The sequence below is a fragment of the Candidatus Methanodesulfokora washburnensis genome (genome assembly GCF_003947435.1).
Lineage (GTDB): Archaea > Korarchaeota > Korarchaeia > Korarchaeales > Korarchaeaceae > Methanodesulfokora > Methanodesulfokora washburnensis.
The window spans coordinates 1-25,755 of sequence record NZ_RCOS01000137.1 but is presented as its reverse complement, the minus strand read 5'-3'; the positions used below and the strand labels follow the sequence as shown (position 1 = coordinate 25,755).

The window sequence follows — 25,755 nt, the reverse complement described above, 5'->3', positions numbered from 1 at the left end:
CCCACCTCATTTGCCTGAAAGGGCTTCATGCAGTAGCAATAAAGCGGATCCTATAATGCCAAGCGCAGCTTCCTTCTCAAATTGGGGGGAGTTTATCCTAATGATGCCAAGTTCCTCAATTTTTCTCAGCTGAGAGATTATTGGAATGCTCTTAAGACCAACGGAATACGCTGCAAGCCCGATGGATAGATACTCCTCAGCGGGGCTTGTGCGGACGTTACCGTAGGTAGGTATGGAACCTATTGCCGTGCGCAGATCCAGCTCTCTAGCAGTTATTAAAAAGTTTATTATATTTCTATCTTTAAATAGATAATTTATTATTCTAGTTGCATTTTCTATGAGGATTTTCTCATCTATATTTAAATTAAAGATGGCATTATAACTTTTGGCAATTATCTTTAATAATTCCTCTAGCTGAATCCCCAGTGTATTGATTATAAAATCATCCAAACTCAACCTTCTTAAACCCTCCTTCACAATGGAGCTGTAAATAGAGTAAGCCACTTTATTGCCGATATCGGTTGACATTCCTGCAAAGAGGACGCTTTCATCTAGACTAAGCGGCCTTCCAACAGCTATTGCATCGGTTACAGTGCCAGAGGATCTGTAATCACACCTCAGGAGAAGCTCAACAGCAGCTAGGGTCTTAGCCTCGGCCACAACTCTTATAAGATCTATAATCGCACTTTTTGTAAGACCCCTATCAACAATAACAGCAATATTTATGGTTGAACTCAGAGGTCTGAAGAGCTCCTTAACTCCCGGACAAGTGGGGGGTCTCAATCCCATAGTTATAAGGATGTGAATCTCGGGTTCATCAATTTTACTATAAATATAATTTTCAACATTTGCGGCTGTTAAAAAGACTATGGAGTTGGCAGCATCAAGTTCGCTCCTGATTCTACCATAAAACTCCCGGAGATTGATCTCCTGGAAATCCTTAGGAACTTGTTTGAATATAATAGTCCTTGCTGAGGTAGGCTGGTAGGGCATTGTTGAGAGAAAGAAGTGATCAACAGCCAATTTTACAATCAAAGCCTTATTCTCCTTCATGTAAGAGATTTCCTCTAGGAGTGAAGGCATGGCACATCTAGGAGCACTTTTTCTATAAAGTTTTCCGAGCTTGACTTGATTATTATAGTGTTCAATATACCCATAAAATTGCTGTTGGTGGGTGTAAATGTATTTTAGAAAGCTTTTCTGGGGATATCTGTTTGCGATCTACTTTTGTTTGCTAAGGTAGAAATAGTAAAGTAAGCTATAGGTTTAAACTAAGGGAAATATAATAAGATCTTTTAGATATCTGATTATATTTATAAACTATATGCTAATATAATCAGAAACTACTCTGCTTATTTTAAATCAGATAACCTTCATAAAATTGACTATACCATGGCATTTACATGCAGTGCCAACAGCAAGATGAGTACCGTGTTCTATATTTTTGATATTTCTGTAAAATTCGAAAAGTTCTGCACCGCTAACTCCTCCAACGCCTTTGTCAAGCAATTTGCTCTCAAATATCCTGACGTAATCTCCTTTAACTGCATCTCTAAGTATCTCTACCATTGTTCTTTCATGTTTTTCCCCAGATATCGGACACACGTCTGGTTGCATACATCCATTCATGCATATGTGATTTTTAGCGTAGCTTGCCACAATAACAGCATACCTCATGTCCTTTGCAACCAGATATCTATCTGGGATTCGCTCAGCAGCTGCTAGCATTGAAGGTACATCAAACTCAACTCTCCTGCCCAAGGTATTTATTTGAGATGCGAGAAACGAAGCCACAACATTTCTGGGAACTGTGAAGATCACAAAATCTGGTATAACTTTCCTCTCCAATACATAAATGAGGAAGGAAATTCCATCCCCCAGCACAAGAAGACTGCTTTTCTGTGGGATTTCGTAGTTCAGGGTTACCCTCTCAACATACTTGCTTGCTTCGCACATGGGATCCGCGTCCACCACTATGACTCTCTCAGATCTTCCGCTCAACTTTCTGAGGGCAATAGTCCCGTATCTTCCTCCACCAAGTATCAAGATCATGTTAAAACACTGGGTAATGCTCTTCAATGTCCCCCTCTCAGGTAAGCTTTCCCATCTTATTAAATTTTCTCAAAAAAAGAAAAGGTTAGGAAGGGTCAATGCATGAACAGAAGAGCTTTGCCTATTCCCTCTAGGGGAGTTCCGCTCATTGAAGCGAATATCAACCCTATTATAGCGATTGAAGTTATGACGAAACATACTAATTGCAGGATCCCGAGAACCTTGGCATTAGCTTTACCCCATGTCGCAGGAATGAGCGCAAGGAATATGAGGAGCAACATAACTATTATTCCGCATACTGTTAAGCTGATCATTGCTGTGACAGGTATTAAGGGTAAGGTAAAGATTGCATAAGCTATTCCCACCGGACCGAGAACCCTAGCATCTCCGCTCCAGTATGTGAGTGCAAATAAACCCATCCAGAAGAGACCATAGGCACCGAATATCATGGCATCTAGTGCATCTCCCGCTACATAAAAGTAATAGCTTGCAAAAAGCTCAGCTACTCCTGCGACCCATAGAAACCAAGCTGCCTGTCCTTTTGCTAAATCTGCCCCTTCCTTCGGTTTTATTATTCCGAAATTCTGAAGGAACAATATGGCCAGCCCTGTATCTAGACCAAGTAAACCAAGCGCGGCAAAAGCGAGGGAACTCGTCATATGAGATCCCCCTTAAAAGAACACGAGGGTTACTTATAATCTTTATCTTCCCCTTTTATATTATTGTTGCAAGGGCAATAGCTCTCGCGAAGCCCTCTGAGCTCTGGCTTCTGCTTGTATCCACTATTCTGTAGGGAGTTCCGAAGAATACCGCTCCGTACTCCTTTCCACCTCCTAGATAGCATAGAGATCTAAATATTAAGTTTCCAGAGATACCATCTGGTGCTATGACTATCCCCCTGTCAACAGCATCTTCCAATTTTATCTCATAGTTTTCTCCTCCTGAGATTTTTGCCACAAGCTCCGCTGTTGCCAACGATCTATCTACATTCTCATCCCTTCCAATGTCCCCATACCTTCCTCCAGCAAGAACAGCAACATCCTTAGGCATTCCAAGTCTTTCAGCTAACTGCTTAGAATATTCTATAAGTTTCAACTTCTCTTTCACACCTCTGCCCTCGTCAACTCCTACTGGAGAGAGAAGAAAGAGCTTTCTATCCACTGTCTCTAGTACTGCAATCCTGCAGACATCATACTCTCTCCTAAGGATTTCAAGAAACTTAGAGGCCCTCGCAGTTCCTCTAACAGCAGCATATGCATCTCCTCTCTTAAGCACTTCTAAAAGTTCCTCTTCCGTCTTTTCTCCTTTGTCCACCACTAGAACATCAGCAAAGTCCTCTGCAAGCTCAACAGCCTTAAGTATCCTCTCTTCGCTGGTGGGATCAAATCTATAAAGGCCTATGGCAATCCTTCTCCTTCTTATTATCTTATTTCTAATGTTTTCATGAAGATACAATGTGCCTCTCATATTTTCACCTTTAGAATTGCAGGATCATCCTTAAACGCTGCGTATTCAGTCCCGATATCATAGAGCGATACTGCTGCTAGAGCCCCCACAATTCCTTTATCTCCTGTAATTGGCATTACCTCTAAATGAAACTTCTCTGCAAGGTCCAAAGCCTCAGCCTGAGTTACAACTTCCCCTTTTACCCTTTTTCCGAAGTTTTTCAGCTCATCTGGAACCTCAATGCCCTCATATGCGACCATGCAAGCTCCATCGGAGTAGCAGTAATTCCTCATGATATCCTCCAGCTCTCTTAGAACTGTTTTAGTCTCAATATTGCTGGGAATAGCAAAGACTAAGCATGATGCAACATTATTTGTTGTTTTCCATTCAATGCCGGGGAAGCACTGGAAAATTCTGTGTATGATCAGCTTTACTCCCTTCCTAGAGCTAAGTTCTATTCCCGATTTCAGGAAGGATGACCATGTCGCTCCTTTCTCCTTTGTATCTGTGTTATCTATCCCTACTATAAGCTTCCTGTACTTGGGCGTAACTATCCTCACTCTATTTACGAAAGCTCCGCCAACCTTCTCCAGATCATCTTTTGACGGATATTCAGCCCTTATGACACCAGAAGCTTGAGGTAAGCATGCTGCTATTCCTAAACCAGCTCCTGCTATGCCAACCCAAGTTGTATAAACTTCATTTTCCTTTATTTCAACTTCTTCTAGGGCCTGACCGCCTCTCTCAGCATCGGCGGGGCCGAACTTTACCTCATATCTTCCAATATGCGCACGAAGAAAAAGCGTGCTTCCCTCCGTCCATCCGGCATAAACAGCTCCTCCAGCCCTAAGTCTGTTGACTAAATCCCATTCAACAGGGCCTCTGGCGCTGCATTCCTCCACTATTTCCACTATTTTATTTCTCTCGTCTACGATAGTGAGAAGACCTCTTGAAAAAAGCTTGCCAAACCTTGATATCACCTCAGTTGGTGTCAAAGCAACAGCAATCTCCCTTTCCTCCATAAGAGTTCCTCATTAGGAGGTTCTTATTAAATTTTCTGCACATGCGTTATATGGACTTGGCAGATCCTCAAAGCTCCACTTGTAGAATAAGTTCCTTAGTGTTTTTATATCGAAAAGCGTTTGAGATAAGATTGAGGGGAAATGACTAAGGTTCTAGTGCTAACACCCGAAGTTTACTCTTATGGATCTATGCTTATAGCTGGAGCTTTGGAGAAGGCAGGCTTCAGGGTCTCTATAATGAAGTTTACAGCTAAGGCTGACGTAAACTTATTACCTCAAGCTGATGTGTACGCCATAGGCCTCTATTCAACACTTCACGTCTTAGAGTACAAGGACTGGATTTCGAGACTGAAGTCTGCACGTGACAAACCAGTTATCGTAGGCGGGCCCGTCACTCAGATCCCTGAGTTGGTGTTGACAAACATGAATTGTGTAGACGCTGTTGTTGTGGGTGAAGGAGAAGAAACCATAGTAGAGCTAGTCAATGCGCTGATCTCGAAACAAGACCTGGACTCTGTCGATGGCATAGCATATAACTCCCAGGGCAAGGTTGTGAAGACAAAGCCAAGAGAACCTATTGACATGGAGAAGAGGCCCATGCCTAAGATACCGGATGACATTGGTGAGCAGAGCATTAGAGGAGCTCATGTATACGTAGAGGTTTCAAGAGGCTGTAAGGGATCCTGCAGTTTTTGCCAAGTTCCAAGGCTATTTGGAAGAGAAGTTAGAAGCAGGCCTATCAACAAAATAGTCGATGAAGTAAAGCTCTTTAAAAAGAAAGGGGCTTTAAGAGTTGCGATAAGCGGTGGCACCACGTCATTTTATGGCTGTGGTTCCTCTTGGCTGGATGAGAAAGAGGTGGTCAAGCTTCTCAAGTCTTTAAGTAGAGTTCTAGGTCCAAAGAACCTCTCAGCTCCGGATATAAGAGTTGATGCTGCTACTGACGGAATTTTAGAAGCTATAGCTAAGTACACAATAGGATGGGTGTTCTTTGGGGTGGAGTCTGGTAGCCAAAAGATACTCAATAAGATGCGTAAAGGCATTAAAGTAGAAGAAATCTACGATGCAGTTTACAGGGCAAGGAAGCTAGGAGTAAAGCCAGCAGGATCCTTTATAGTAGCATATCCTGGAGAGACTAAAGAGAACTTTGAGGAGACTGTGACACTTGTCAAAAATCTCCCACTAATGGATCACTTCGTCAGCATAGCAGAACCTATACCGGGAACCCCTTTGGCAGAGGAAGTCGCAGACATGCGAATAAGCGAGAATCTTTTATTCGTAAATGATGATTCAAAATTCGGAAGACTTTATGGTCTATCTGTGGCTGAGTCAAGGGCATATCAACTCATGATAGAGGGTTACCGTGTCAGGTCACCTCTTATCATAGGGGATGTGCATATCGCCAAGCTATTTCTGCAAGAAGCTAAGAAACAGGGGGAAGACATAAGGAAGTGCACCATGGAGGTGAAAAAGCTATACTCTCTACTTCGAGGTAGACATGAAGCTTAAGAGAGCTTTCAGCATATTTCTAGGCTATACTAGTAGCTTTTTAGCACCTACTTTTAACAGTTCCAGAGCCAGCTTTCTAAGATTTAATTTATTTACGTTCTCGATTGTTCTTATAAAAGCTTGAGGAAAATGTCAATTCCCCTAGAGCTCCTCCTATGGTTCCAATAAGAGCTCTAGAGCTTTACGAGTGCTTGGTCCGAAATACTTTTCATTTTTCAACAGGCCCTTCCCTAGACCCAGTTCACTAATTTGCTAGAGACGATCTCCGGCGTCAGATCTTGATAATTTAACTATTTTTTATCTTAGCTATTAGTATAGCTATTTCGGTGTCATCGGTAACAATTCCAGCTTTTAACCCAGAATGAAGAGGGTGGCCTGAAGGTGCATCTAGAAAGTCCCCTACTTCACCTAACAGCTTCTTGATAATTGCTGGAGTGTAGGAAGTGGTTGGCATTCCGAAAGCATCACCTATAACTAATCCCATCAGTGCTTCGTGGGCTTTACTCACCTTTCGGTCTTGGGCATTCATTCAGTTCTCTTACAAACCTCCAACTGTATATTTGAATATTATAGTTAGTTCTGCTTGGTGTACTAGAATTAAAGAATAAAATAAATCTAAGCATTTATACTGACTTGAAAATGTATTTGATTTTCTGGAAGGTATAGGAACCCTGAGTATGAGATCTTTCCTTTTGAGTTGGTAGCTAAACTCCATTCACTGAAAAGTAGGCCCAGATTTACCTAGATCAAAACTAAGTTTCTTACTTTCATCATTTGCATTATCAAACCCTTCAGCAAAGTACCGTGGTGGCAAGCCAGCTAGGACTAATCTAACTAAGAAGATTTTCAATCTGCAAGATTCTCAAGTACAAGCTGAGAGAGTGTCACAATCTTACGACCGGGTTCCTTGATGACGCCAGTCATGTGGTACATACAGAAGACACATCCGACAGCGATATCTGCCTCTTTTCTGTCTGCCTCACTTATCAGGATCTCTGCAAGTCTGTTGGCGATCTCTGGGTAGATCGGTTTTACTCCGGCAGGAGCACCACAGCACAAAGCATCTTCCCTATTTTTGTCGTATTCCACTAGTTTAGCCACACGCTTGATTAGGTCTCTTGGGGCTTCAATCACTTTACTTCTCCTTACGAGCGGGCAGGGGTCCTTGTAAATAATGTGTTTGCCAGAATTCCCGACCTTCAATGCTCCATTGTTAATTAGGTCATGAAGCAACTCGGAGATGTGAATGACTTCATACTTCGGCTCCCTGAAAAGTGAAGGATACACCCTCTTGAAGACATCTTGACATGCAGGGCACTCGGTCACGACAAATTCAGCACCTGTGGATTCAAACAATAAAGTGTTCTTCTCAGCAAGCATTTTGGCATCTTCAAGCATTCCTGTGTCTATAAGAAAAAGCCCGCAGCACCGCTCCCTGTCTCCTAAAACAGTGAAGTCAAGCCCAGAAATCCTTAATAGCTCTACAGATGCTCTTGCTGTCTCTGGCAGGCGTATCCCCGACCAGCAGCCAGGAACGTAAAGGTATTTTGCCCGTTCTGGAGGTTTGAAATCCTCAGGAATGTACGCTAGGCGCTTCTCGGGAGGGGCCGCCATGGGTGAGCCTGTCTTTATTATCGCCTCTGCTATTGTTTTGTATTTCTCTGGTACTCTATTCATCCTTCTTAGCTCTGCCCTAGCACCTTGGATTACCACGGAGATTGGGATGTTTTGGGGACACACCTTGTGGCACTCATCACACCTAGTACAGAGGAATATCGTCTTCAGATCCTCGTCAGTCAGGGGATCTCCCTTGAAGAGTCTTCTTGCAGCCTCGACCTTAGCCATTGCTCCATACTTTATATCATTCGTTGCTATAAAGAATGGGCAGACCTCAGTACATGCACCGCACTCTATGCATAGGTCTGCTAATTTATGATAATCCTCCATCATGAAACTCACCCTTCAATCTCTATCTTCTTCGTAATTAACTTAAGGTAATACTCTTTAAAAAATCTTTCTTTGGACCCTAAATGAGCAAGAACTAAATCCGTTCACACAAGGTGCACATCTGCGTGGCTATGTATTTATCGAACGGATGCAATTTGGAAGAAATTAACGAGAGCTAAGGCATTAATTCTTAGTTACTGGTCTTAAAGATTCGTTAATTTTCTGCGCATAACGCCCCGAAAACCATACTGATGTGGATCAGTGACGTAAGCCTTCAAGTTATCGTTCTTTATTATAAAGGATAATCTCAAAATCCTCGCTGAGACACAGATTTCAAAAAAAAGTGCTCAAGAAACACCTCAAAAATACTCATCATTTTTCAATATAATAATTATCTACAGCTTTTAAAAAGCCTTTTTCCCTAGCATATCTAACCAAATAGTCCTTAAGCTCGTCAAATGCCGCATCTATTAGATCTCTGTTCTTAAAGATCTCTTTAAATACAAGCTTTCCGAATTGGTCATCGCTAGTGACATGAAGTATCAGCGAGCCATCAGCATATCTAACCTCCCTTAGCAACTGATCGGGATCCTCATCTATTATCCCGATTATGGGGATGGAATACCTGCTTAGGATATCTCCCACCACTGTGGTCGTGTCATCTCCCACCGAAACAGCCCCGCTTATTTTGTTTTCTATAAATTTATATATTTTTAACCCAGCGTGATCTATGAATGCTATTTTATCCTTCTTTTCTAGCTTAAATGTCCTGCGTATAGGTGGCGATTCCCTCAACACAGTTATAGTATCCACCTTTGCTTCTTCAAGCTTTATATCTCCCAACTTGTCTAACCCATGCCTCTTTACCTGCGCTCCTTTGATATCTATAATTTTTCCATTTTCTTCAACTATTATAACATCTCCCGATAAAGCTTTCCCAACAACTAAACCGTTTATCAGTATGTAATCGCCAGCGCTAACAGCGAGAACCCGCCTGTACTTTCTTCCAGACTCAATCCATAGGGTTTCCCCATAATCAACAGGTTCTTCCACGCTGAATCCAATTTTTCTGGCTACTTCCTCAGCAAAGTTTCTTATTTTATTGTTCCAAGGAATAACCAGTCTGTTATTTGTGTCAACACCTATAAGTGGTGCATCTTTTCCCAGAATTCTCAACAAATGCCAGCAATAAGCCTTGGATCTCTCTGGAGTAGTTGCATGCATTGCACTTATCATGATATCATATTTTCCAATGGAGGATTTTATCCACTGCTTCCAGTCCTCCTTGAGGAATCTGACTTCATTTTCTAGGTAGCTGTCAAGCATTGCAGTCGGACCCATGACACCCGTAACAACGGCTTCAACCTTGCCACATTCTCTTAGTGCCTGTAAAAGCTTGCAAGCCCACCCAGAATCAAAGATAGCTGGCATGTGAAAGAGCAGGAGTATCTTTTGCATAAACTCGCCTAAATCCTCCCTGAGTGTAAAGATATAAAGCTAACTGCAAAAGCCTTAAAAGTTGCTCAGAAAAATTTCGCTACAACAAAAGAAAAATTGTACGTAGTCCTAGGAATCAGGTTCGCTTGAGAATTTCTCGAATATTAGTTAAGGATCTAAAGCTTGTACAAGACACTATTGGAAAAAATTTGTACTAAAAAAAAGTTTTTATAGAAATAACCAAAAGCTTGATTTATGGTTGAGATTCTTAGTAGAAAGGATGTTCTGGAAAGATACGGAAGTATGGAGTGGATTTCCCCTTATGAGAGAATAATCGCCATGACGGATGGAGAGCTCATTGAGGTTCATGAGTTTCATGCGAGAAACAGATGCATAGGTGGCGCTGCATGGGAAGTTTATCATTACCCCAGAGTTAGTGGTTTAATAATTGCTGCCAGAAGGGAGGGAGCAAGAAATATATTCATTCTGAAGCAGGGAAAAACCGAGCTAAAGTTGATACCAGGAATTGCAGGGGCAGGTGTTGAGGAAGCTCATGTTCTTAAAGATACCATAGAGTTAACTTATGCGGGATTAGCAGGTGGAGGAATCGCTGCTACTGTTTGCAGAGGAATGGCCGAGGGCTGCCATAATATAGAGATAGTTGAATTAGGAGGCGGGGGTAAACTGGGCAGGGCAAAGTTAGTCTTGAAAAAATACGAAAAAGTTGTGATAGGTGTGGATGATACTGATAATAAGGAGAAAGGGGCTACTTGGAGCCTTATGAACGAAATAGCTTATAAAATGGAGAAAGAAGAGTTGGGTCATTACCTTATGCACACGATCACCCAGCTTTACACCAATAACCCAAATAAGACAACGAACTGCGTTTCAATTTCAGTGACATTTGCTACAGAGAGACCTAAAGAACTAGTAGAGAGATTTAGGAAGGAATTGGAGCGTCTTACAGTGAGCGAGAATACTGGAATGGCGGTTTACAGGAAAATAACAATTCCAGATGAATTAAGAGCGTATGGAGCTAAAGTTAAGTCTAGGTTGGTGAGCTTAAGCGATGCCTATGAGATAGCAGAGAAATTTGGAATTGAAACAATTCCTATAACAGGTGAGAGAGGCATAATAGGGGCTATAGCTGCTTTGGCTTTCTCAGACTCCCCAGAAGAAGCGGTGAAGGTGTATGCTTGACTACAAGACAAAAATAGAGCTGATCACTCTGGGAGTGAGGACATCAATTCCCCCTCGTAGAAGAGGAGGAGGAGGGCCTATTGGTGGCATCGGCTTTGCAGTAAATGGCTCTATCGTCTCGGCACCAACAAAGCAGTGGTATGTTAAAGAATCGCCCTACGAGATAGTGGAGAGAGAGGGAAAATTCATCCTTCTGAGAGAAGACGAAAGAATAGGTTATGTGGAGATTCCAAAAGCGGAGTATTATAAGCACACCATTAAAGGAGTATCAGCTGGTTTTATTGTTGCACTTGACGGGATCAACGCCTTGGTCACCTCAGTTAGCAGAAGGTGCGTTCACGTTGATTCGGGAAAGAAATGCATCTTCTGTGCAATAGAGAAAAACGTCACTGAGCCTTTTATTCTGGATAAAAATCCAGGTGATATAGTTGAAGCTGTGAAAGTTGCTTATGAAGAGGACAGAACAAGACATCTAACCTTGACAACAGGAACAACAAATCTAATCGACAAAGGAGCTTTGAAGATCTCTGAAGTGGCAAGGAAGGTCAAAGAAGAGGTGGATATAAAAATCCATGCTCAAGTGGAAGCTGTTAATGAGAAATACCTTGAAGTTTTGTACTCATCAGGAGTTGACACGATTGGAATTCACATTGAGACATTCGATGAGAAAATAAGAGGAACTGTGGTGCCAGGAAAGCCTAGCATAGAGGAGTACCTGAAATGCTGGAGAGAAGCAGTGAAGCTGTTCGGTGAATGGAAGGTTTCATCATGGATTGTGATAGGATTAGGAGAACGAGAAGAAAGCGTAGTAGATGGATTCAAGCGGACAGCTGAAGAGGGGGTCATACCGTATGTCGCACCCTTTAGACCGCCTCCGGATGACCTTGTCACTAGACCGGATCTAAAATATATCATGAGAATATATGAGAGGTTGAGGGATCTCAGATCTGAGTATGATGTTAAAATCGAGAAATGCGATGCAGGATGTCCTAAATGCACCGGGTGTTCTGCAATTCTTGAAACCTTGTCTTAACATGTCTAACTGTTGGAGTACTCATCTCTTGCGTCCACGACAGCTTTTAAGTTGGCAAGAGGAGTGGAAGGAATGGCATTGCATATCGCTAGAGTATCAGCACCGGATTTAAGAATTTCTAGAACTCTTCTTTTGACGTCTTGGGGCTTATGCGAAGCCAAAGTGCTCACAGAAATATTTGCGATTAATTTGGGTGAGGCAGATTTGCGTAGCGATCTCTGCTTTACGACGTTGATATTTCTCTGCAAAACTTTATCTGCTACTATTATTCCATCAAAGCCAGATAGCATCATGTCCTGAAAAATCGAGTCTACAGGTCCGCAGATGTGAAGGAGCTTTTTGCTTGTGATTCTCCTAGCTAGGTACTGTAGTTTTTCTAAGAGTATATATTTGAAAGCCAGAGGGCCTATTGCCTCTGGTTCTGCATAGGGGTCGCTAACACAGATGACATCAGCTCCTGCTTTCAAAAGCTCTTTTGAATACTCCAGGCTTATGCCAAGGATCTCATCCAGGACATCTTTTAATTTTTGAGGATCCCTTACTGTCATCTTAGCCACAGTATCAAAGCCAAATAAATGAGAACTCAGCGTAAATGGTCCGCAGATCGGGACAACTATTGGCAAGTTTGTTATATCCTTGAGCAGACCAATCGCCTCTAAAACTACTGGAACCCTCCCATTTTTGGTGAAATTTCCACCTAGCCTCACCTCATCGATGTTCTTAAAGCGTGAAACCTTAACAAGAGGGAGTTTGTAATTGCTTCCTAAGTCTACCTGACAGCCAAGACTCTCAGCTTCAACTGTTAGACAAAAAGGAACACTAACATTATCCATTCCAGCTAATTCTGAAAGAGAAGCCGCTAATTTAGCCATTTTATCCGGGCTGACATGAGCCTCAGGAAATGAAATCTTCTCCCTGGACATGACTTCCAGATTAGGGCTTAGTGTAATGATGACTGGAACTTTATCGCATAAGTGATGTTCAAGGAAGAACAAAAACCTTCTCTGCATGTATTTCCTTATTGTGAGGAGAAGAGGGGAATATTTAAAATTAACTTTTAAAAATAATAACAGCTAAAAAGCTTTATGCCATTCAACTGCTTTGGCCAAAGAGGACTCCTAGCTTCTCCTGATGTGCCGGTTTCCTGGCTAATAAAAGGATAAGGACATATTTCTATTAAATTTCATATTGAAATGTAACTAATATAGTGGCAAATAAAATGTATAATACATCGACACGATAATTATTAATTCTGTTTTCGATGCGCACTCAGAGGGTTATGCTAAGGCTAGAGAGATCCGCAAAGGCCTATAGAGAGGGCACTCATAGGGTAAGGAATCCCGAAGAAACTCTCTCACAAATAGAATCGAAGCTAAAAATTGCAGGAATAACTAGAATTTCAGATATAACAGGTCTTGACAGGATCGGAATTCCGGTCTACTCGGCTGTTAGGCCCAGCGCTGCACAGGGTGCTGTTTCTGTTTACTCGGGTAAGGGAATAAACAAGACCTTGGCGAAAATATCTGCTATAATGGAAGGATACGAAAGGTACTCTGCCGAATTCAAGGAGTGCGATAAGGAGATAACAATAAAAGGAACTTATGCCTCTTTATCTAGTAAATTCAACATTCTTGATCCAGATGAACTTATTCTTCCCAAAGATACACTTTCTTCCAAGGATCTGGTTTTGAGATGGATCAAAGGATTTGATCTGATCAACGATGAGGAGATATATGTTCCTGTAAGCTCGGTGTTCCATCCCTATACTCCAGATGGAGACTTTCATTTATTCAAAACTAATACCAATGGCCTAGCTGCTGGGAACACAATAGAGGAGGCTATTTTTCACGGTCTTATGGAGGTGATAGAGAGAGATGCATGGAGTATAGCTGAGGTGTGCAGGAGAGGGGGGAGGATAATCTCAGCTGAGGGCAGTCATATCGTCAAAAGCCTTATTGACAAGTTCGAAAGTAGCTCTGTGCATGTAATCCTAAGGGACATAACATCTGATATAGGAGTTCCTGTTGTGGCAGCAATCTCAGATGATATCAAATTGAAGGATCCAGCACTGCTCACCATGGGTTTTGGTGCACATTCGGATCCGGAGATCTCCGCCATTAGGGCATTGCTGGAAGTAGCTCAGAGTAGGCTTGTTCAAATTCAAGGAGCTAGAGAGGATACAGTAAGGGCAGAAGTAATGAGAAGGATCGGATATGAGAGAATGAAGAGAATTAACAGACATTGGTTTGAGGCTGATGATGAAGTAGAGCTGGACAAGCTTCCAAAATTCTCCTCAGATTTCATCGACGAAGATATAAGGAGAACCCTTGGGCTTCTGAAAAGTAGAGGATTTCAAAGAGTTATTGTCGTTAATTTAACAAGGCCTGAGCTGGGCATACCTACAGTAAGGGTAATTGTTCCCGGGATGGAGATCTATGGCATAGATTCGAATAGAATCGGAGAGAGAGCTCTGAGTTATCTGAGGAAGGCAAGATGAAAGCTGTTATCTTCACGGGACCGAGCCTCAGCAAAGAGGAAGCTAAGTTAATCTTTGAGAATGCCACTTATTTACCTCCTATAAAGAGAGGAGATGCCGAAAAAGCTTTAGAGAGAGGAGCAAAGATCATAGGAATAATAGATGGCGTCTTTCATCAGGATGTAGCGATATCCCCAAGGGAGATATTTGAAGTTTTGAAAAAAGGTGTTATAGTGGTTGGAGGCAGCAGTATGGGAGCACTGAGGGCTGCCGAGCTCGATGAGTTTGGTATGATCGGCGTGGGGAAGATATATGAGATGTACAAAAGTGGTGAGATAGAATCCGATGATGAGGTCGCATTGATTTTTAATCCTCTGACACTGGAACCTTTATCAGAGCCTCTTATAAACATAAGGTTAACATTTAAAAGGATATTAGAAAATAAATTAATAGATAAAAAGACTATAGATTCTTTATTTGATATAGCTAAAGAACTATACTTTCCTAAAAGGAATTATAATACAATATTAGAGATAGCAGTCAAAAGAAATATTATTGATGAAATTACAGCAAACAAAGTATACTCAATAATCCAAAAAAACAAAATTGATCAGAAGAGGCTTGATGCAATTGAAGTGGTAAAAACTGTTAAAAGAATTTACTGCTTAAAAATAAATTTATAATTGATTGGTTATACTACTGTTACTGTTTTTAAGCGCTCTCCCATATCGCACCGGGGTAGCTTATGACTAGGCATATTGCCGTATACGGCAAGGGTGGGATAGGTAAATCGACGATAGCAAGTCATACTGCTGCAGCACTCGGATTAAAAGGATTTAAGGTAGCTCTTGTGGGTTGCGACCCCAAAAAAGACAGCACTTTTTTGTTAGTGGGCAACAGAAATGTTAAGACGGTCTTAGATGCTCTTAGGAGAAAAGAAGATATAAAAGAATGTATCATTAATGGATTTGCCAATGTAAAATGCTTAGAAATAGGAGGGCCTGAGCCTGGCATTGGGTGTGCTGGACGAGGCCTGACCTTGGCATTTGAACATATAGAAAAGGAAGGAGTTTTTAACAATATAGATATAGTGATATACGATGTTCCTGGCGATATCGTCTGCGGAGGGTTCGCAGTGCCTATGAAGAGAGCTCTAGAGGAAGTATACATAGTGACCTCTGGAGAGTATCTTTCACTATATGCTGCTAACAACATCTGCAAAGCTGCTGGTAATATAGGAGCAAAGCTTGGAGGAATTATCCTTAATTCAAGATTTGACTTGAAGAAGGAATACGAGATCGTAAGCTCTTTTGCGAAGATGATAGGCTCTAGAGTTATCGGTGTTTTACCTTATATTATGAAGATAAGAGAATGCGAAGCTAAGGGAAAAACACTATTTCACTTTTCGGATAGACCAGATGAAGCAGAGTATTTTATAAAGTTGGCAGAGGAGATCTTAAAAAACTCCTGTAAAGTGGTTGCAAGGGGCATAGAAGATGAAAAACTGCTAAACTACTTAATGGATATAAACATTTGAAAACTTTATTATAATAAAGATGCTCTACTTCAAGGCTAGCTTGACCAGTGTATGGTTTGCTATAACTGAAGGAAAGATTCTGCTTATATCTCCCAAGTAGGTATCCATGAGTTTAATTTTTCTAAGCCTCTCTGAGTACTTGTTGTAGGGAAGCTTAACTCTTAGCCCATCTAGCTTAACCGTGATTGGTGCTGGGCATGTCTCCTCAATTACCTCAGGTATCTGTTTTTCTATTTCAGCCTTTATATAGAAGGGTGGGAAATCGAAATCTCCAAGCATACTTCTCCTCATCTCCACAAGCTTTCGAACTCTTTGTGCTACCTCCTCAAGAAGCTGTATATCCGACTCCCTGCTGAATTTTCCCACAATCCTCCCAATGCCGGGAACATACTCTACTCCTTCTGGGGGAGTTAAGTGAGGATACCCCGTCACCACAACAGGAATGGAAATATCTTTCAAAAGATCGAACTTTTTTGTTATACATTCCCTTAAATTTCCAAATATAAATACTGCGATGTCATGCTCGTTTATAAGCTTCTTTTCGAATAGCGTCAGCATGGCAATCCTCTTGCCTACACCACGAGAGAGACCTATCATGTTGGTCTTCGCCCCTTTTCTCCTCAGATACTCCGCAATGTCACAGGATGGATGGGGAAGGTGATGTATAGATATTGTGGGCACAACAACGGCGATCTCTGTACCGACAAGAGGTGCCTCTTTTATCTCACCCTTGAGCTCAGCAGCTTTCTCCCTTATTTTCTCCACATCCTCCTCCGGAACAATGAAGGATATGGTTACCTCTGTCTGTGCAAAATTTTTCTGTATGATGAACCCGCCTAGGTCATCCACTAAATCCTCTATCTCGTCATGCCTGTAGACTCCCCCGGTAAACAGGAGTGGGATGTACAAACGAGCCCACCTCCCACATATTCATCGCCATTTTGACCCATTCATCCTTTATTGGATCCTCAGATGATATGACTATCACAGCCTCCTCTTTCCATATGTACTTCCTTATCCTGAATCCCTCTGGAACAATTCTAATTATCACATCAATTAGGCCCTTAGCAAGCTCTTTTTCTGGATCGAAGATAACAGAGTTAAGCACATCTTCATGAATTTCTCCTCTTACCATGACCTCATATCGGCTTAGCTGTTCAGTGTTCTCCCTTCCGAATCTCTCCCACAGCACTCTCATTAGACCAGGGAAATATTTATCATTCTCACATGTCACGATTGTCCCATCCTTAGTGCTTCTCATTTTGACAGCATCTACTAGCTTGACTTTCCAAGTTGGCTTGGAATAATTTATAATTAGTATGAAAACAGGTTCCTCTGGGTTAGTGTATACGTATATATCTTTTATTGCACTCTTTATGGGCGAGTCAGAGATCACCGAGGATATGGTTCTCTCAAAAGCGGCCTTAGCTTCCTCATCCGGACACTCTACTCTTATATTCATATGCGGTCTCCTCCAGTATTCCAGATGTCACAAAAGCCATCCCAGTTGCAACGGCAAACTGAGAGAATTGTGGAACGATGACCTCCATGTTTAAGGCCTCTCTTAGCGCTCTCACAAGGCCTTTTACCAGAGAAGTTCCACCTACTTCTATTATCGGTGGGCGGATGGATATCTCCTGTAGCTGCTGCTCTATAACCTGATCAGCCACACTTCTGCAGGCTGCTGCCGCAACATCCTCTGCTCTGGCTCCTGCAGCAAGGGAAGTTGTCAGATCCTGCAGTCCGAAAACTATGCAATAGGAGTTCATCCTTATCTTATTGTAATCTCCTTTTAGTGCCATCTCGCCAAATTCAGCTATATCTACCCCCAATCTTCTGGCAGCTGTCTCTAAGAATCTTCCAGAGGAGCCAGCACATATGCCTCCAAGCGTGAAGCTGTCTGGAATTCCATTATGAACTGTTATGACCTTGTTATCCATGCCTCCTATGTCGATTATCGTTGCATCTCCCTCCTGCTTGTTTGCTAAGAAGGTGGCACCCTTGGCACCCACCGTTATCTCATCTTGGATGAGATCAGCGTGCAGAAACTTACCAATAAGATATCTTCCATAACCTGTAGCTCCAATGGCATCTAGGTCTGATGACTTTATCCCTGCAATTTCAAGTGCTTTCTCAAACACATTTCTGGCTGTCTCGATAATATCAATAGTAGGCATCCATGCCGCTCCAATGATCTTATTATCCTGCATTATAACAGCTTTTGTGGTTGTGGAGCCTGAATCAATTCCAGCTGTTAGTCCTTTGTGTCTAGTTCTAATAAGCAAACTCTTCCTCTCCACTATATTTTTCAGGGCCTCCAATCTCAGGAGAAAACTGCCAGCTTTGCTTTTCTCTGTGAACGAATAGACAACAACTGGAACTCTAGCATCTTGTAGATATCTCCTCACGGCATTCCTCACAAGAGCACCCTCTGCGCATCTAAAGCATGTGGCAACAAGTGCCGCGTCCACATCACTAAGTTTTTCAGCGGCTGTTTTAGCTCGTGCCATCATCAACTTTAAGTCCCCGCCTTTTACCTCAACTCCGAATTCATCACAAACTCCCTTGATATCATCGAAATTCGCCTCTGGAATCACTATATCCGCACCCACGATCTTGGCCGCTTTTAGTATTTCTCCATATACTCCACTGTACTCAGCACCGCATGAGATAAGCGCTATCTTCACCATTGCTGGTCACCGACTTTCCCAAGAAACTCCTCTATTTTTGTTATAAAATCTTTTGCTTCCTCTACATTCCTCGGAAGGGATATCTTCAAATACGGTATCCCTTTAGACTTCACTATGTAAATCAGAGAATCCGTGTGATGGCACCCTCCACAACCGAATGAAATATCATAATTGCAGATTATGGCTGCTTCAGCCTCCTCAATTAGCTCCCTAAAGGCACCTAATCTCCCCCTTATACCTGAGGGCATTTCAACAGATAGGTATCTAAGCCCCCTTATAGCGTCCTCCGGAGTTATATTTCTAGTAGGCGAGTCTATTGAAGGATCCCTCACCAATTTGCCGATCACAGACATTGCTGTTAGTGGAATGTGCCCCTTTCTCTCTATGAGATCTGCTAGAATAAGGCTGTTCAATGGATGAATAATGACTTTTTTTGATCTCACTGAGTTTCCGGGCTTTATTTTCAGCTCTTTCAAAGCTGCTGATATCAGGGGCAACAGCTCAGCCTCATACTGTATCTGGTATAAACCTGTTCTTGGGCCTCCGCCTCTCTCAGCTCTACATATCCTCTTATCTCCAATAGGATATCCTCTCTCCTTTGAAAAAACGGAATATTCAAATTTGCTTCTGATAAATTCAGTCAACTCCTCCACCTCAGCATCATCTCCCTCCACCATCGCTCCAAAGCAGGTCTCCTTGACAACACCCTTGAAGCTAGTGCTTTCTATTGTAATTGTGAGCTCCTCGGGTGTTATCCCAGAATCCGGTGAGATGACGAAGATTCTAACTTTCATTTTCATCAACCTCCATTAAATATACTTCCTCCTCCTCCTTTGAATTCATTAGTACTCCGAGGTTATCTGTGACAGTCCCGACTATGTTAGTTGACTCAAATGGCTCACCAGTAGGACCAAACTCCTTGCTTTCGGTGAAGCGAATTCCAATAATTCCTGCATATTTTCTTGACATGTTGGTTACGCCAATTTCCCCTGGCCTCACAGAATCCTTTGGTATGTTTTCTGGGACTAATGGGTCCTTATAAGAGATATCAGGCTTGAAGATAACGGAGTCGTCTGTCTTGAAGAATACTTTGAGAATGCCTACCCTCTTTCCAAAAAGCTCTGCAGCAGCTCTGAAGTACAGTGATGTTTTTGGCGCCTTATCATTAAATAACTTTATTTTAACAATTTTAGATTGATCAATTCCATATGTAGCAACTTCTTTTTTCTTGAGAATTTCTGAAGTCGTCTTAGGATATTGGAGGACTACAACCGCATCGTCGGATTTATCCCCATCTCTTACATGCCTTATATTCAATTTCTCGAGTAAATTTCCGGCTTGCACTTGTGTAAGGCCAATTAGATTTATTCTTCTCGGATTTAGGACTATATGGATTTTGTCTCCTCTTTCAGCAACTTCTAGAAGCTCCAAACCATATTTTACAAAGCCTATCACGGAGTGATTCTTGCTGGGCATACATTCCCTCTTATATATGTAGATATCTCCCTCCCTCTTGCCTGATGTCCTCACTGTGACAGCCCCTCTAACCCTTTTCCCAGAGTTTTCCTCGATTTTCCATGCCCTCATTGCACCAGATATTCTGACAAATGTCCCAGAAACCTCATCAAGTGAGTTATTTTGCTCTAGGGTAATTAGAGCGTGTTCGCATGCCCAAGGTAATTCAGTATTTAGATCTATTTTTATCTCTGAGTATATCTCATCGCCATCAATTACCTCATCCATTAGGCTTGCTCTTTTTATATTACCAGAAATGTATCCTTGCTCAAGGACTGGCTCCACCTCTTTTATGAAATCATCTACATCCAATGCACCTAATACATCCGAGCCTGTTATTACCCTTCCTACTATGCCTGAATTCAATGTGCAATGCTCAATTCGTGCTCTGCTAAGGGTGAAAACTAGATAACCATTTCCTTCTACTATACTTAAAATAATTCTATTCTGTTCATATTGATACGACTTATTTAAGCAGTTGAGATCGAGGCTAAAGGGACCTACTGATAGGCTGTTCCTTGTCCTCCAAGCTACTTTCAATCCGTTTATGCTTCTCCTAATCTTCTCCCACAGAAAATTATCATCCACCTTTACCATGATTTTGCCCTTATTAGTTTTTATTATGTATCTATCTGTAGCTACTTGAGAAGGCCCCCTGCCTCTGACCACTGCCAATAGGCAACGTGGATCATAAGAAATTCCACAGCTTTTCAGCACTTCCTCGATTCTGCTTTCTTCAGGAACAGTTATTTCCTTTCCATTTAGCTTAATCCTCATCATAGTGTAACCCTGATAGAGGGTTATTAAAACTTTTAGGAAAAACTTTATCAATTTAAGGGATAGTCACACCTCTGATGAAAGAGAAAATACTTCAACTTAAAGGTGTTTCCAAGAAATTTGGAGGGGAATACGTCCTGAAAGACATAAGTTTCAGTTTAAGCGAGGGAGAATCATTAGGAATTCTTGGGAAAAGTGGCAGCGGCAAATCAGTGCTCATACATGTAATAAGAGGCTTCAGGGGATATGAGCCTGATGAGGGGAATATTATTTACTCAGTTTCGGCATGTAACAGCTGTTACTGGCTGGATATTCCTTCTAAGGATGGAGAAAAATGCCCACGATGCGGAAAGAGATTAGAATATAGAGAGGTCGATATATGGAAAACAGATGATAGAAAACTTTTCTATAATCTCAGAAAAAGAATTGGAATAATGCTTCAAAGAACTTTTGCATTATACGGTGAGAAGAGTGCATTTGAGAATGTAGTAGAGGCACTGAGTTCCCTAGATATGTATAACGGTGATATTATCCTCAATAGGGCCATGGAACTGTTAAAGATAGTCAACATGAATCATAGGGCTCTTACTCCGGCAAGGGATTTGAGCGGAGGTGAGAAGCAAAGGATAATTCTTGCTAGACAGCTTGCTCTAGATCCAATCATGCTACTCTTAGACGAGCCCACTGGAACGTTAGATCCTCATAACACACAATTGATCGTGGAGATACTCAGAAATTTCGTCAAGGGAAAGAAAGCAATGATTCTAACGTCACACTTTCCAGAAATAATCCAGGAGCTTTCAAATAGAGTTATATGGCTTGAAAAGGGCAGAATTGAGAGCGAAGGAGAGCCTCAAAGGATTGTTTTAGAGAAATTTGGATTGCCTGAGAGGAAGAAAATAAGCATAGAAGTTATATCGAAAAATGAAATAATAAATTTAAAGAATGTAAAGAAATATTACTATTCTATAACAAGAGGTATAGTGAAGGCTGTAGATGGAGTATCGCTCACAGTAAATGAGGGCGAAATATTCGGGATACTTGGACCTAGCGGTTCAGGTAAAACAACTCTTTCGAGGATAATAGCGGGGATAACAGAGCCAACAGAGGGTGAAGTACTTGTGAGAGTGGGAGACGAATGGATAGATATGAAACAGCCTGGACCCTTGGGAAGAGGAAGGGCTACGCCCTATATAGGAATTCTCCATCAGGAGTTCTCCCTGTATCCATACAGAAGTGTGCTGTACAATCTTACGGATAGCATAGGGTTGAATCTACCAGCTGAATTTGCCAAATTAAGGGCAATAGATATCCTTACAGGCATTGGTTTTAGTGAAAAAGAGGCAGAAGCACTTTTAAAGAAAAATGCCGATGAGTTAAGTGAGGGAGAAAAGCATAGAGTTGCACTAGCTCAGGTTATGATAAGGGAACCCAGGATACTCATACTGGATGAGCCGTCCGGTACAATGAATCCCATAACAAAAAGGGAGGTCGCTGAAAGTCTGGTGAAGATTAAGAGAGAGTTTGGCACCACGATAATAATAGTCTCTCATGACATGGATTTCGCTTTAATGACCTGTGAAAGGGCGGCTCTCATGCTAAACGGTAAAATATTGCATATAGGCGATACTGAGGAAATAGTTAAGAGACTTGTTGAGCTGAGAGCTGAAGTCATCGGAGTGCCGCTTGACATGATAAAAGCAGCTTCTGAGAAAGAAAGGGAGATCAGTATAGAAAAATCTGAGATCACTGGAGGATGAAGTGAGTAAAATAGATGCTAGAAGCAAGCTATGTTTCTAAGTTTATTTGATTAAATATGTGAAAGGATGGAAAATGGATATTTTTAAAAAGGAATAAAAATCTTTAAATTCCCTTTCTTGAGTTCGAGGGAGGTGATCAAAATAAGAAAGGGTACCTTTGTTGTGCTGTTAATTATAGCTCTCGCGGCAGCCCTCCTGTCCTATTATCTATACTTTTCTGCAGGGAAGAAAGCCATTAAGCAGATACCAGTCAGTTGTCAGCCTAGCTGGCATCATACAGCTATTTACTTAATAAAGGAAAAGGGATGGGATGTAAAGATTCTAGGAGTGAATATAACGCTAACAGTTTTTCCATCAGGTCCCCCTCAGATGGAAGCTTTCGGTGCTGGACAACACGTAATAGCATATGTAGGTGCAACTCCTCCTCTTCCTTTGCTTGCAAAGGGAATGGATGCCAAAATAGTTGCGGTAGCAAATACAGAGGGCTCCTCTATAATCGCTGTTCCGGAATTTCAATATACCGGACCATCCTCTCTCGAGGGGAAGACCATAATGACATATCCCCCCGGCTCGATTCAGTACACCGTGCTGATGAAGTGGCTAACTGATAATGGGGTAAACGTATCAAAAGTTAATGTTAAATCTGGCGGGCCCGCGGAGATACTTGAAGCCCTAAGGGCTAAGGCCGTTGACTTGGGTTTTGCACCCGATCCTACTCCATATAATGCAGTGGTAAATGGTTATGGAAAGATAGTGATTAGCTCTAAGGATATGGTGCCCGGACATCCCTGTTGTGTAGTTCTAATGCGCGGGGACTTTATAAGAGAGAACAAAGAAGTTGCCGTGAAATTTTTAGCTCTTCATATAATTGCCGAGGAGTACATCAGTGACCCGAGAAACAAGGAGGAGGTTGTCAGCTTGTTAGTTAAGTACTTAGGGATAAGTAGGGAGGTAGCTGAGAACTTTCCAGGGACCACAAACTTTCAGACAGACCCAAGGAATAAAAATTGGTTGAATGGCATGGATCTGCTATGCGATGAGCTTTATAAGTTGGGAATTACGAAGGACAGCAATGGAAACCCCGTGCGATTGGCCCCTAAGGACATAGTGGATTCAGCATTGTATGGGGAAGCATTAAAACTGGTGCCTCAGATAAAGAAGGAATTGGGATTACCATGAAGCTCAGGGACATGCTTCTCTACTTAGCATCCCCTCTTTTATTCATTTTAGGATGGGAGCTATACTACGACATCTTCATCAGGAATCCCTTTGTCCTAGCACCTCCTTCCAAAGTTTTTATTACATTTATAATATTGCTTTCAGGCAGAGTGGCCAACTTTTTCATGCCATTGGATGCGCTTTATAGTCTCTATCACTATCTAATGGGATTTTCTATTGCGACACTCTCAGGTTTTACTCTAGGTATTTTAGCTGGATATATCGAAAGTTTTAGAAAAAGCATCTACTTACTAGTAGAAATTATAAGACCTATCCCTCCAATAGCATGGATACCTATAGCGATTCTTTTGTTTAAACTAACTCACGAGGCAGCAGCGTTCATCATCTTTATTGGTGCATTTTTCCCAGTTCTTTTGAATACATCAACTGGAGCTTCTTCTGTGGAAAAAGAATATATAGAAGCAGCTATGACTTTAGGGGCAACAAAAACATCCCAGATATTGCTTAAAGTTGTGATTCCTGCTACTTTACCTTCATTTCTAACAGGAGTTAGAGTAGGATCAGGAGTAGCTTGGATGTGTGTGGTGGCAGCTGAGTTATTCGGAGTATCAAGCTACGGGCTGGGGTACAAGATAGAGCTCGGCAGGATGTATCACTCTCCAGATATTGTGATATCATATATGCTAATGATAGGAGTAGTTGGTCTCATACTGGACAGGATGTGGACAAAACTAGAAGAAACTTTGCTCAAATGGAGGAGGGGGATAACTTGGGGGAGAAGCTCTTAATGGTAAGAAATCTTAAAAAATACTTCAAAGGTCAGAATGGAAAAATATTGGAAGTACTTGATGGTATCAATCTTGATATTACAAGGGGAGAATTCACGAGCATAGTAGGACCAAGTGGTTGCGGAAAGACAACATTCCTCAGAATCCTAGCCGGTTTAGATACCCAGTATGAGGGGGAAGTCTACCTTAAAGGAGAGAAGGTGACAAAGCCCGGAATTAGCACGACAATGGTATTTCAGGATTTCGCACTCTTTCCTTGGAGAACGGTTCTAAAAAATATAACTTTTGGTCTAGAAGTAAGAGGCATGAGAATGGAGGAGGCTATTGAAAAAGCTAGGGAGTACATAAAACTCGTTGGACTGGATGGCTTTGAGAACGCTTATCCTCACGAGCTTTCTGGAGGAATGAAGCAGAAAGTAGCTCTTGCCAGGGCTCTAGTTTGCAATCCAGAGGTATTGTTAATGGATGAACCTCTAGCCTCTTTAGATCTTCAAACGAGAAATATGATGCAAGCGGAGCTGGTGAATATATGGCAGCGGACAAGAAAGACAATAGTTTATGTGACGCATAATATAGAAGAGGCTGTTTTTCTCTCCGATAAGGTTGTTATTTTTTCTAAAAGACCTACAAAAATAAAAGATATACTTGAAGTTGAGCTCGAGAGACCAAGAGATAGGTTTTCGGAGGAGTTTGTGAGGCTACGTGCAAAAATTGCCAGTATATTAGCCTCTTAAAAACTTAAGGGAGGATATTTATCTTCGTATAAGAATAGAATAAAGTCTTCGGTAACTTCTGGAGGGCACTTTTGAGTTAATACATCAGCATTGTAGTATAAGTAAAGATTATATATAAGTTATCCTCAGGTTAGCTTGTGAAAGACATCAGCAGAAGGAGATATGAAGTTCTAAGAATAGCCTTTGAGGAAGGGTTCGAGATTATACCGATGAATAAGATATCTGATAGGTTTGGAATTAGTAAACCGGCCGTGATAAAGCTTCTCAGGTCAATGGAAAGAGACGGATTAATATATTATAAATACAGAGGAAAGTATAAGTTGACGGAGAAAGGAAAGGCGCTTGCATTAGAGATTGTAAGAAAGCATAGAATAGTAGAAACGTTTCTCTTTCAGCTGGGAATGAGGGCAGATGAGGCATGTTGTGAGGCATCTAGATTCGATCTCTTCATGAGCAGAAAGGTTGTTGAGGGGATATGTGATGCAATTGGAAGGCCTAAAATGTGCCCTCATGGAAAGATAATACCTGAGGCGAGATCATGAGGAAGTTTATCCTTCTCATTCTCATGTTGTTGATATTAACCCCTTTAAGTCTGAAAGCAGATGAGAAGGTAAAAATAGTGGCAACAATACCTCCCCTAGCCTCTATAGCAA

25 protein-coding genes are annotated in these 25,755 nt (G+C 41.6%); 11 read left to right on the top strand and 14 right to left on the bottom strand.

The window, feature by feature from the left end:
- Positions 1-6: 6 nt before the first annotated feature.
- From D6D85_RS11830 to D6D85_RS11810, 5 genes are all read right to left on the bottom strand, one after another.
- Positions 7-1,083 (bottom strand): adenosylcobinamide amidohydrolase, encoded by a 1,077-nt coding sequence (locus tag D6D85_RS11830; RefSeq protein ID WP_125672247.1) that lies wholly within the window; start codon positions 1,081-1,083, stop codon positions 7-9.
- 279 nt (positions 1,084-1,362) lie between these two features.
- A complete protein-coding gene (locus tag D6D85_RS11825) occupies positions 1,363-2,079 on the bottom strand; it encodes a hypothetical protein (protein WP_125672246.1) in 717 nt (238 codons plus the stop codon).
- 68 nt (positions 2,080-2,147) lie between these two features.
- Complete coding sequence (locus D6D85_RS11820) at positions 2,148-2,711, bottom strand: hypothetical protein (protein WP_125672245.1); 564 nt, start codon at positions 2,709-2,711, stop codon at positions 2,148-2,150.
- A 55-nt stretch (positions 2,712-2,766) separates the two neighbouring features.
- Positions 2,767-3,519 carry a phosphotransacetylase gene (locus D6D85_RS11815; RefSeq protein ID WP_125672244.1) on the bottom strand — a complete coding sequence of 251 codons (753 nt, stop codon included), beginning with the start codon at positions 3,517-3,519 and terminating at the stop codon, positions 2,767-2,769.
- Positions 3,516-4,520: a tRNA(Ile2) 2-agmatinylcytidine synthetase gene (locus tag D6D85_RS11810; protein WP_125672243.1), complete on the bottom strand. Its 1,005-nt coding sequence runs from the start codon at positions 4,518-4,520 to the stop codon at positions 3,516-3,518. The genes D6D85_RS11815 and D6D85_RS11810 overlap by 4 nt, the downstream gene beginning before the upstream one ends.
- Before the next feature lie 141 nt (positions 4,521-4,661).
- On the opposite strand from D6D85_RS11810, the gene D6D85_RS11805 reads away from it, so the two are divergent.
- Entirely contained in the window at positions 4,662-6,029 is a 1,368-nt protein-coding gene (locus tag D6D85_RS11805; RefSeq protein ID WP_125672242.1) for a methyl-coenzyme M reductase glutamine C-methyltransferase, read from the top strand.
- Positions 6,030-6,315: 286 nt separating this feature from the next.
- Here D6D85_RS11805 and D6D85_RS11800 read toward each other — a convergent pair whose 3' ends face one another.
- The 3 genes from D6D85_RS11800 to D6D85_RS11790 form a co-directional block, all read right to left on the bottom strand.
- On the bottom strand, positions 6,316-6,558 hold the full coding sequence (locus D6D85_RS11800) for an ADP-ribosylglycohydrolase family protein (protein ID WP_125672241.1): 243 nt from the start codon (positions 6,556-6,558) through the stop codon (positions 6,316-6,318).
- Positions 6,559-6,875: 317 nt separating this feature from the next.
- Positions 6,876-7,979 carry a (Fe-S)-binding protein gene (locus tag D6D85_RS11795; RefSeq protein WP_125672240.1) on the bottom strand — a complete coding sequence of 368 codons (1,104 nt, stop codon included), beginning with the start codon at positions 7,977-7,979 and terminating at the stop codon, positions 6,876-6,878.
- A 369-nt stretch (positions 7,980-8,348) separates the two neighbouring features.
- Positions 8,349-9,434 carry a DUF2117 domain-containing protein gene (locus tag D6D85_RS11790; protein ID WP_125672239.1) on the bottom strand — a complete coding sequence of 362 codons (1,086 nt, stop codon included), beginning with the start codon at positions 9,432-9,434 and terminating at the stop codon, positions 8,349-8,351.
- 234 nt (positions 9,435-9,668) lie between these two features.
- Here D6D85_RS11790 and mmp11 point away from each other — a divergent pair, with 234 nt between their 5' ends.
- Together mmp11 and D6D85_RS11780 are read left to right on the top strand one after the other, a co-directional pair.
- On the top strand, positions 9,669-10,613 hold the full coding sequence (gene mmp11 / locus D6D85_RS11785; protein ID WP_125672238.1) for a methanogenesis marker protein 11: 945 nt from the start codon (positions 9,669-9,671) through the stop codon (positions 10,611-10,613).
- Positions 10,606-11,646 carry a radical SAM protein gene (locus D6D85_RS11780; RefSeq protein ID WP_125672237.1) on the top strand — a complete coding sequence of 347 codons (1,041 nt, stop codon included), beginning with the start codon at positions 10,606-10,608 and terminating at the stop codon, positions 11,644-11,646. The genes mmp11 and D6D85_RS11780 overlap by 8 nt, the downstream gene beginning before the upstream one ends.
- 5 nt (positions 11,647-11,651) lie before the next feature.
- On the opposite strand, the gene D6D85_RS11775 is transcribed toward D6D85_RS11780, so the two are convergent.
- Entirely contained in the window at positions 11,652-12,656 is a 1,005-nt protein-coding gene (locus tag D6D85_RS11775) for a uroporphyrinogen decarboxylase family protein (RefSeq protein WP_125672236.1), read from the bottom strand.
- 269 nt (positions 12,657-12,925) lie between these two features.
- Here D6D85_RS11775 and D6D85_RS11770 point away from each other — a divergent pair, with 269 nt between their 5' ends.
- The 3 genes from D6D85_RS11770 (at position 12,926) to D6D85_RS11760 (ending at position 15,659) form a co-directional block, all read left to right on the top strand.
- On the top strand, positions 12,926-14,143 hold the full coding sequence (locus D6D85_RS11770) for a YcaO-related McrA-glycine thioamidation protein (RefSeq protein WP_125672235.1): 1,218 nt from the start codon (positions 12,926-12,928) through the stop codon (positions 14,141-14,143).
- Positions 14,140-14,805 carry a TfuA-related McrA-glycine thioamidation protein gene (locus D6D85_RS11765; protein WP_125672234.1) on the top strand — a complete coding sequence of 222 codons (666 nt, stop codon included), beginning with the start codon at positions 14,140-14,142 and terminating at the stop codon, positions 14,803-14,805. Before D6D85_RS11770 ends, D6D85_RS11765 begins: the two co-directional genes overlap by 4 nt.
- Positions 14,806-14,867: 62 nt before the next feature.
- The gene (locus D6D85_RS11760; protein ID WP_125672233.1) at positions 14,868-15,659 is read left to right on the top strand and encodes a P-loop NTPase; all 792 of its coding nucleotides are present in this window, start codon (positions 14,868-14,870) and stop codon (positions 15,657-15,659) included.
- A 24-nt stretch (positions 15,660-15,683) separates the two neighbouring features.
- On the opposite strand, the gene D6D85_RS11755 is transcribed toward D6D85_RS11760, so the two are convergent.
- Genes D6D85_RS11755 through mmp3 form a run of 5 tightly spaced genes read right to left on the bottom strand, consistent with a single transcriptional unit; the run spans position 15,684 to position 20,644 of the window.
- A complete protein-coding gene (locus tag D6D85_RS11755) occupies positions 15,684-16,568 on the bottom strand; it encodes a methanogenesis marker 7 protein (RefSeq protein WP_125672232.1) in 885 nt (294 codons plus the stop codon).
- Positions 16,525-17,121, bottom strand: a complete 597-nt coding sequence (locus D6D85_RS11750) for a methanogenesis marker 17 protein (protein ID WP_125672231.1) — start codon at positions 17,119-17,121, stop codon at positions 16,525-16,527. The genes D6D85_RS11755 and D6D85_RS11750 overlap by 44 nt, the downstream gene beginning before the upstream one ends.
- Entirely contained in the window at positions 17,093-18,349 is a 1,257-nt protein-coding gene (locus D6D85_RS11745) for a methanogenesis marker 15 protein (protein ID WP_125672230.1), read from the bottom strand. The genes D6D85_RS11750 and D6D85_RS11745 overlap by 29 nt, the downstream gene beginning before the upstream one ends.
- Positions 18,343-19,143 carry a methanogenesis marker 5 protein gene (locus D6D85_RS17145; RefSeq protein ID WP_161969849.1) on the bottom strand — a complete coding sequence of 267 codons (801 nt, stop codon included), beginning with the start codon at positions 19,141-19,143 and terminating at the stop codon, positions 18,343-18,345. The genes D6D85_RS11745 and D6D85_RS17145 overlap by 7 nt, the downstream gene beginning before the upstream one ends.
- Positions 19,133-20,644, bottom strand: a complete 1,512-nt coding sequence (gene mmp3 / locus D6D85_RS11735) for a methyl-coenzyme M reductase-associated protein Mmp3 (protein ID WP_125672228.1) — start codon at positions 20,642-20,644, stop codon at positions 19,133-19,135. Before mmp3 ends, D6D85_RS17145 begins: the two co-directional genes overlap by 11 nt.
- A gap of 74 nt (positions 20,645-20,718) precedes the next feature.
- On the opposite strand from mmp3, the gene atwA reads away from it, so the two are divergent.
- From atwA to D6D85_RS11710, 5 genes are all read left to right on the top strand, one after another.
- Positions 20,719-22,401 carry a methyl coenzyme M reductase system, component A2 gene (gene atwA, locus D6D85_RS11730; protein ID WP_125672227.1) on the top strand — a complete coding sequence of 561 codons (1,683 nt, stop codon included), beginning with the start codon at positions 20,719-20,721 and terminating at the stop codon, positions 22,399-22,401.
- Between the two features lie 117 nt (positions 22,402-22,518).
- Positions 22,519-23,580: an ABC transporter substrate-binding protein gene (locus D6D85_RS11725; protein ID WP_161969848.1), complete on the top strand. Its 1,062-nt coding sequence runs from the start codon at positions 22,519-22,521 to the stop codon at positions 23,578-23,580.
- Positions 23,577-24,368, top strand: coding sequence for an ABC transporter permease (locus D6D85_RS11720; RefSeq protein WP_125672225.1), 792 nt, complete (start codon positions 23,577-23,579; stop codon positions 24,366-24,368). The genes D6D85_RS11725 and D6D85_RS11720 overlap by 4 nt, the downstream gene beginning before the upstream one ends.
- On the top strand, positions 24,350-25,102 hold the full coding sequence (locus D6D85_RS11715; protein ID WP_237558844.1) for an ABC transporter ATP-binding protein: 753 nt from the start codon (positions 24,350-24,352) through the stop codon (positions 25,100-25,102). The genes D6D85_RS11720 and D6D85_RS11715 overlap by 19 nt, the downstream gene beginning before the upstream one ends.
- 137 nt (positions 25,103-25,239) lie before the next feature.
- Positions 25,240-25,644: a metal-dependent transcriptional regulator gene (locus tag D6D85_RS11710; protein WP_125672223.1), complete on the top strand. Its 405-nt coding sequence runs from the start codon at positions 25,240-25,242 to the stop codon at positions 25,642-25,644.
- Positions 25,645-25,755: the final 111 nt, after the last annotated feature.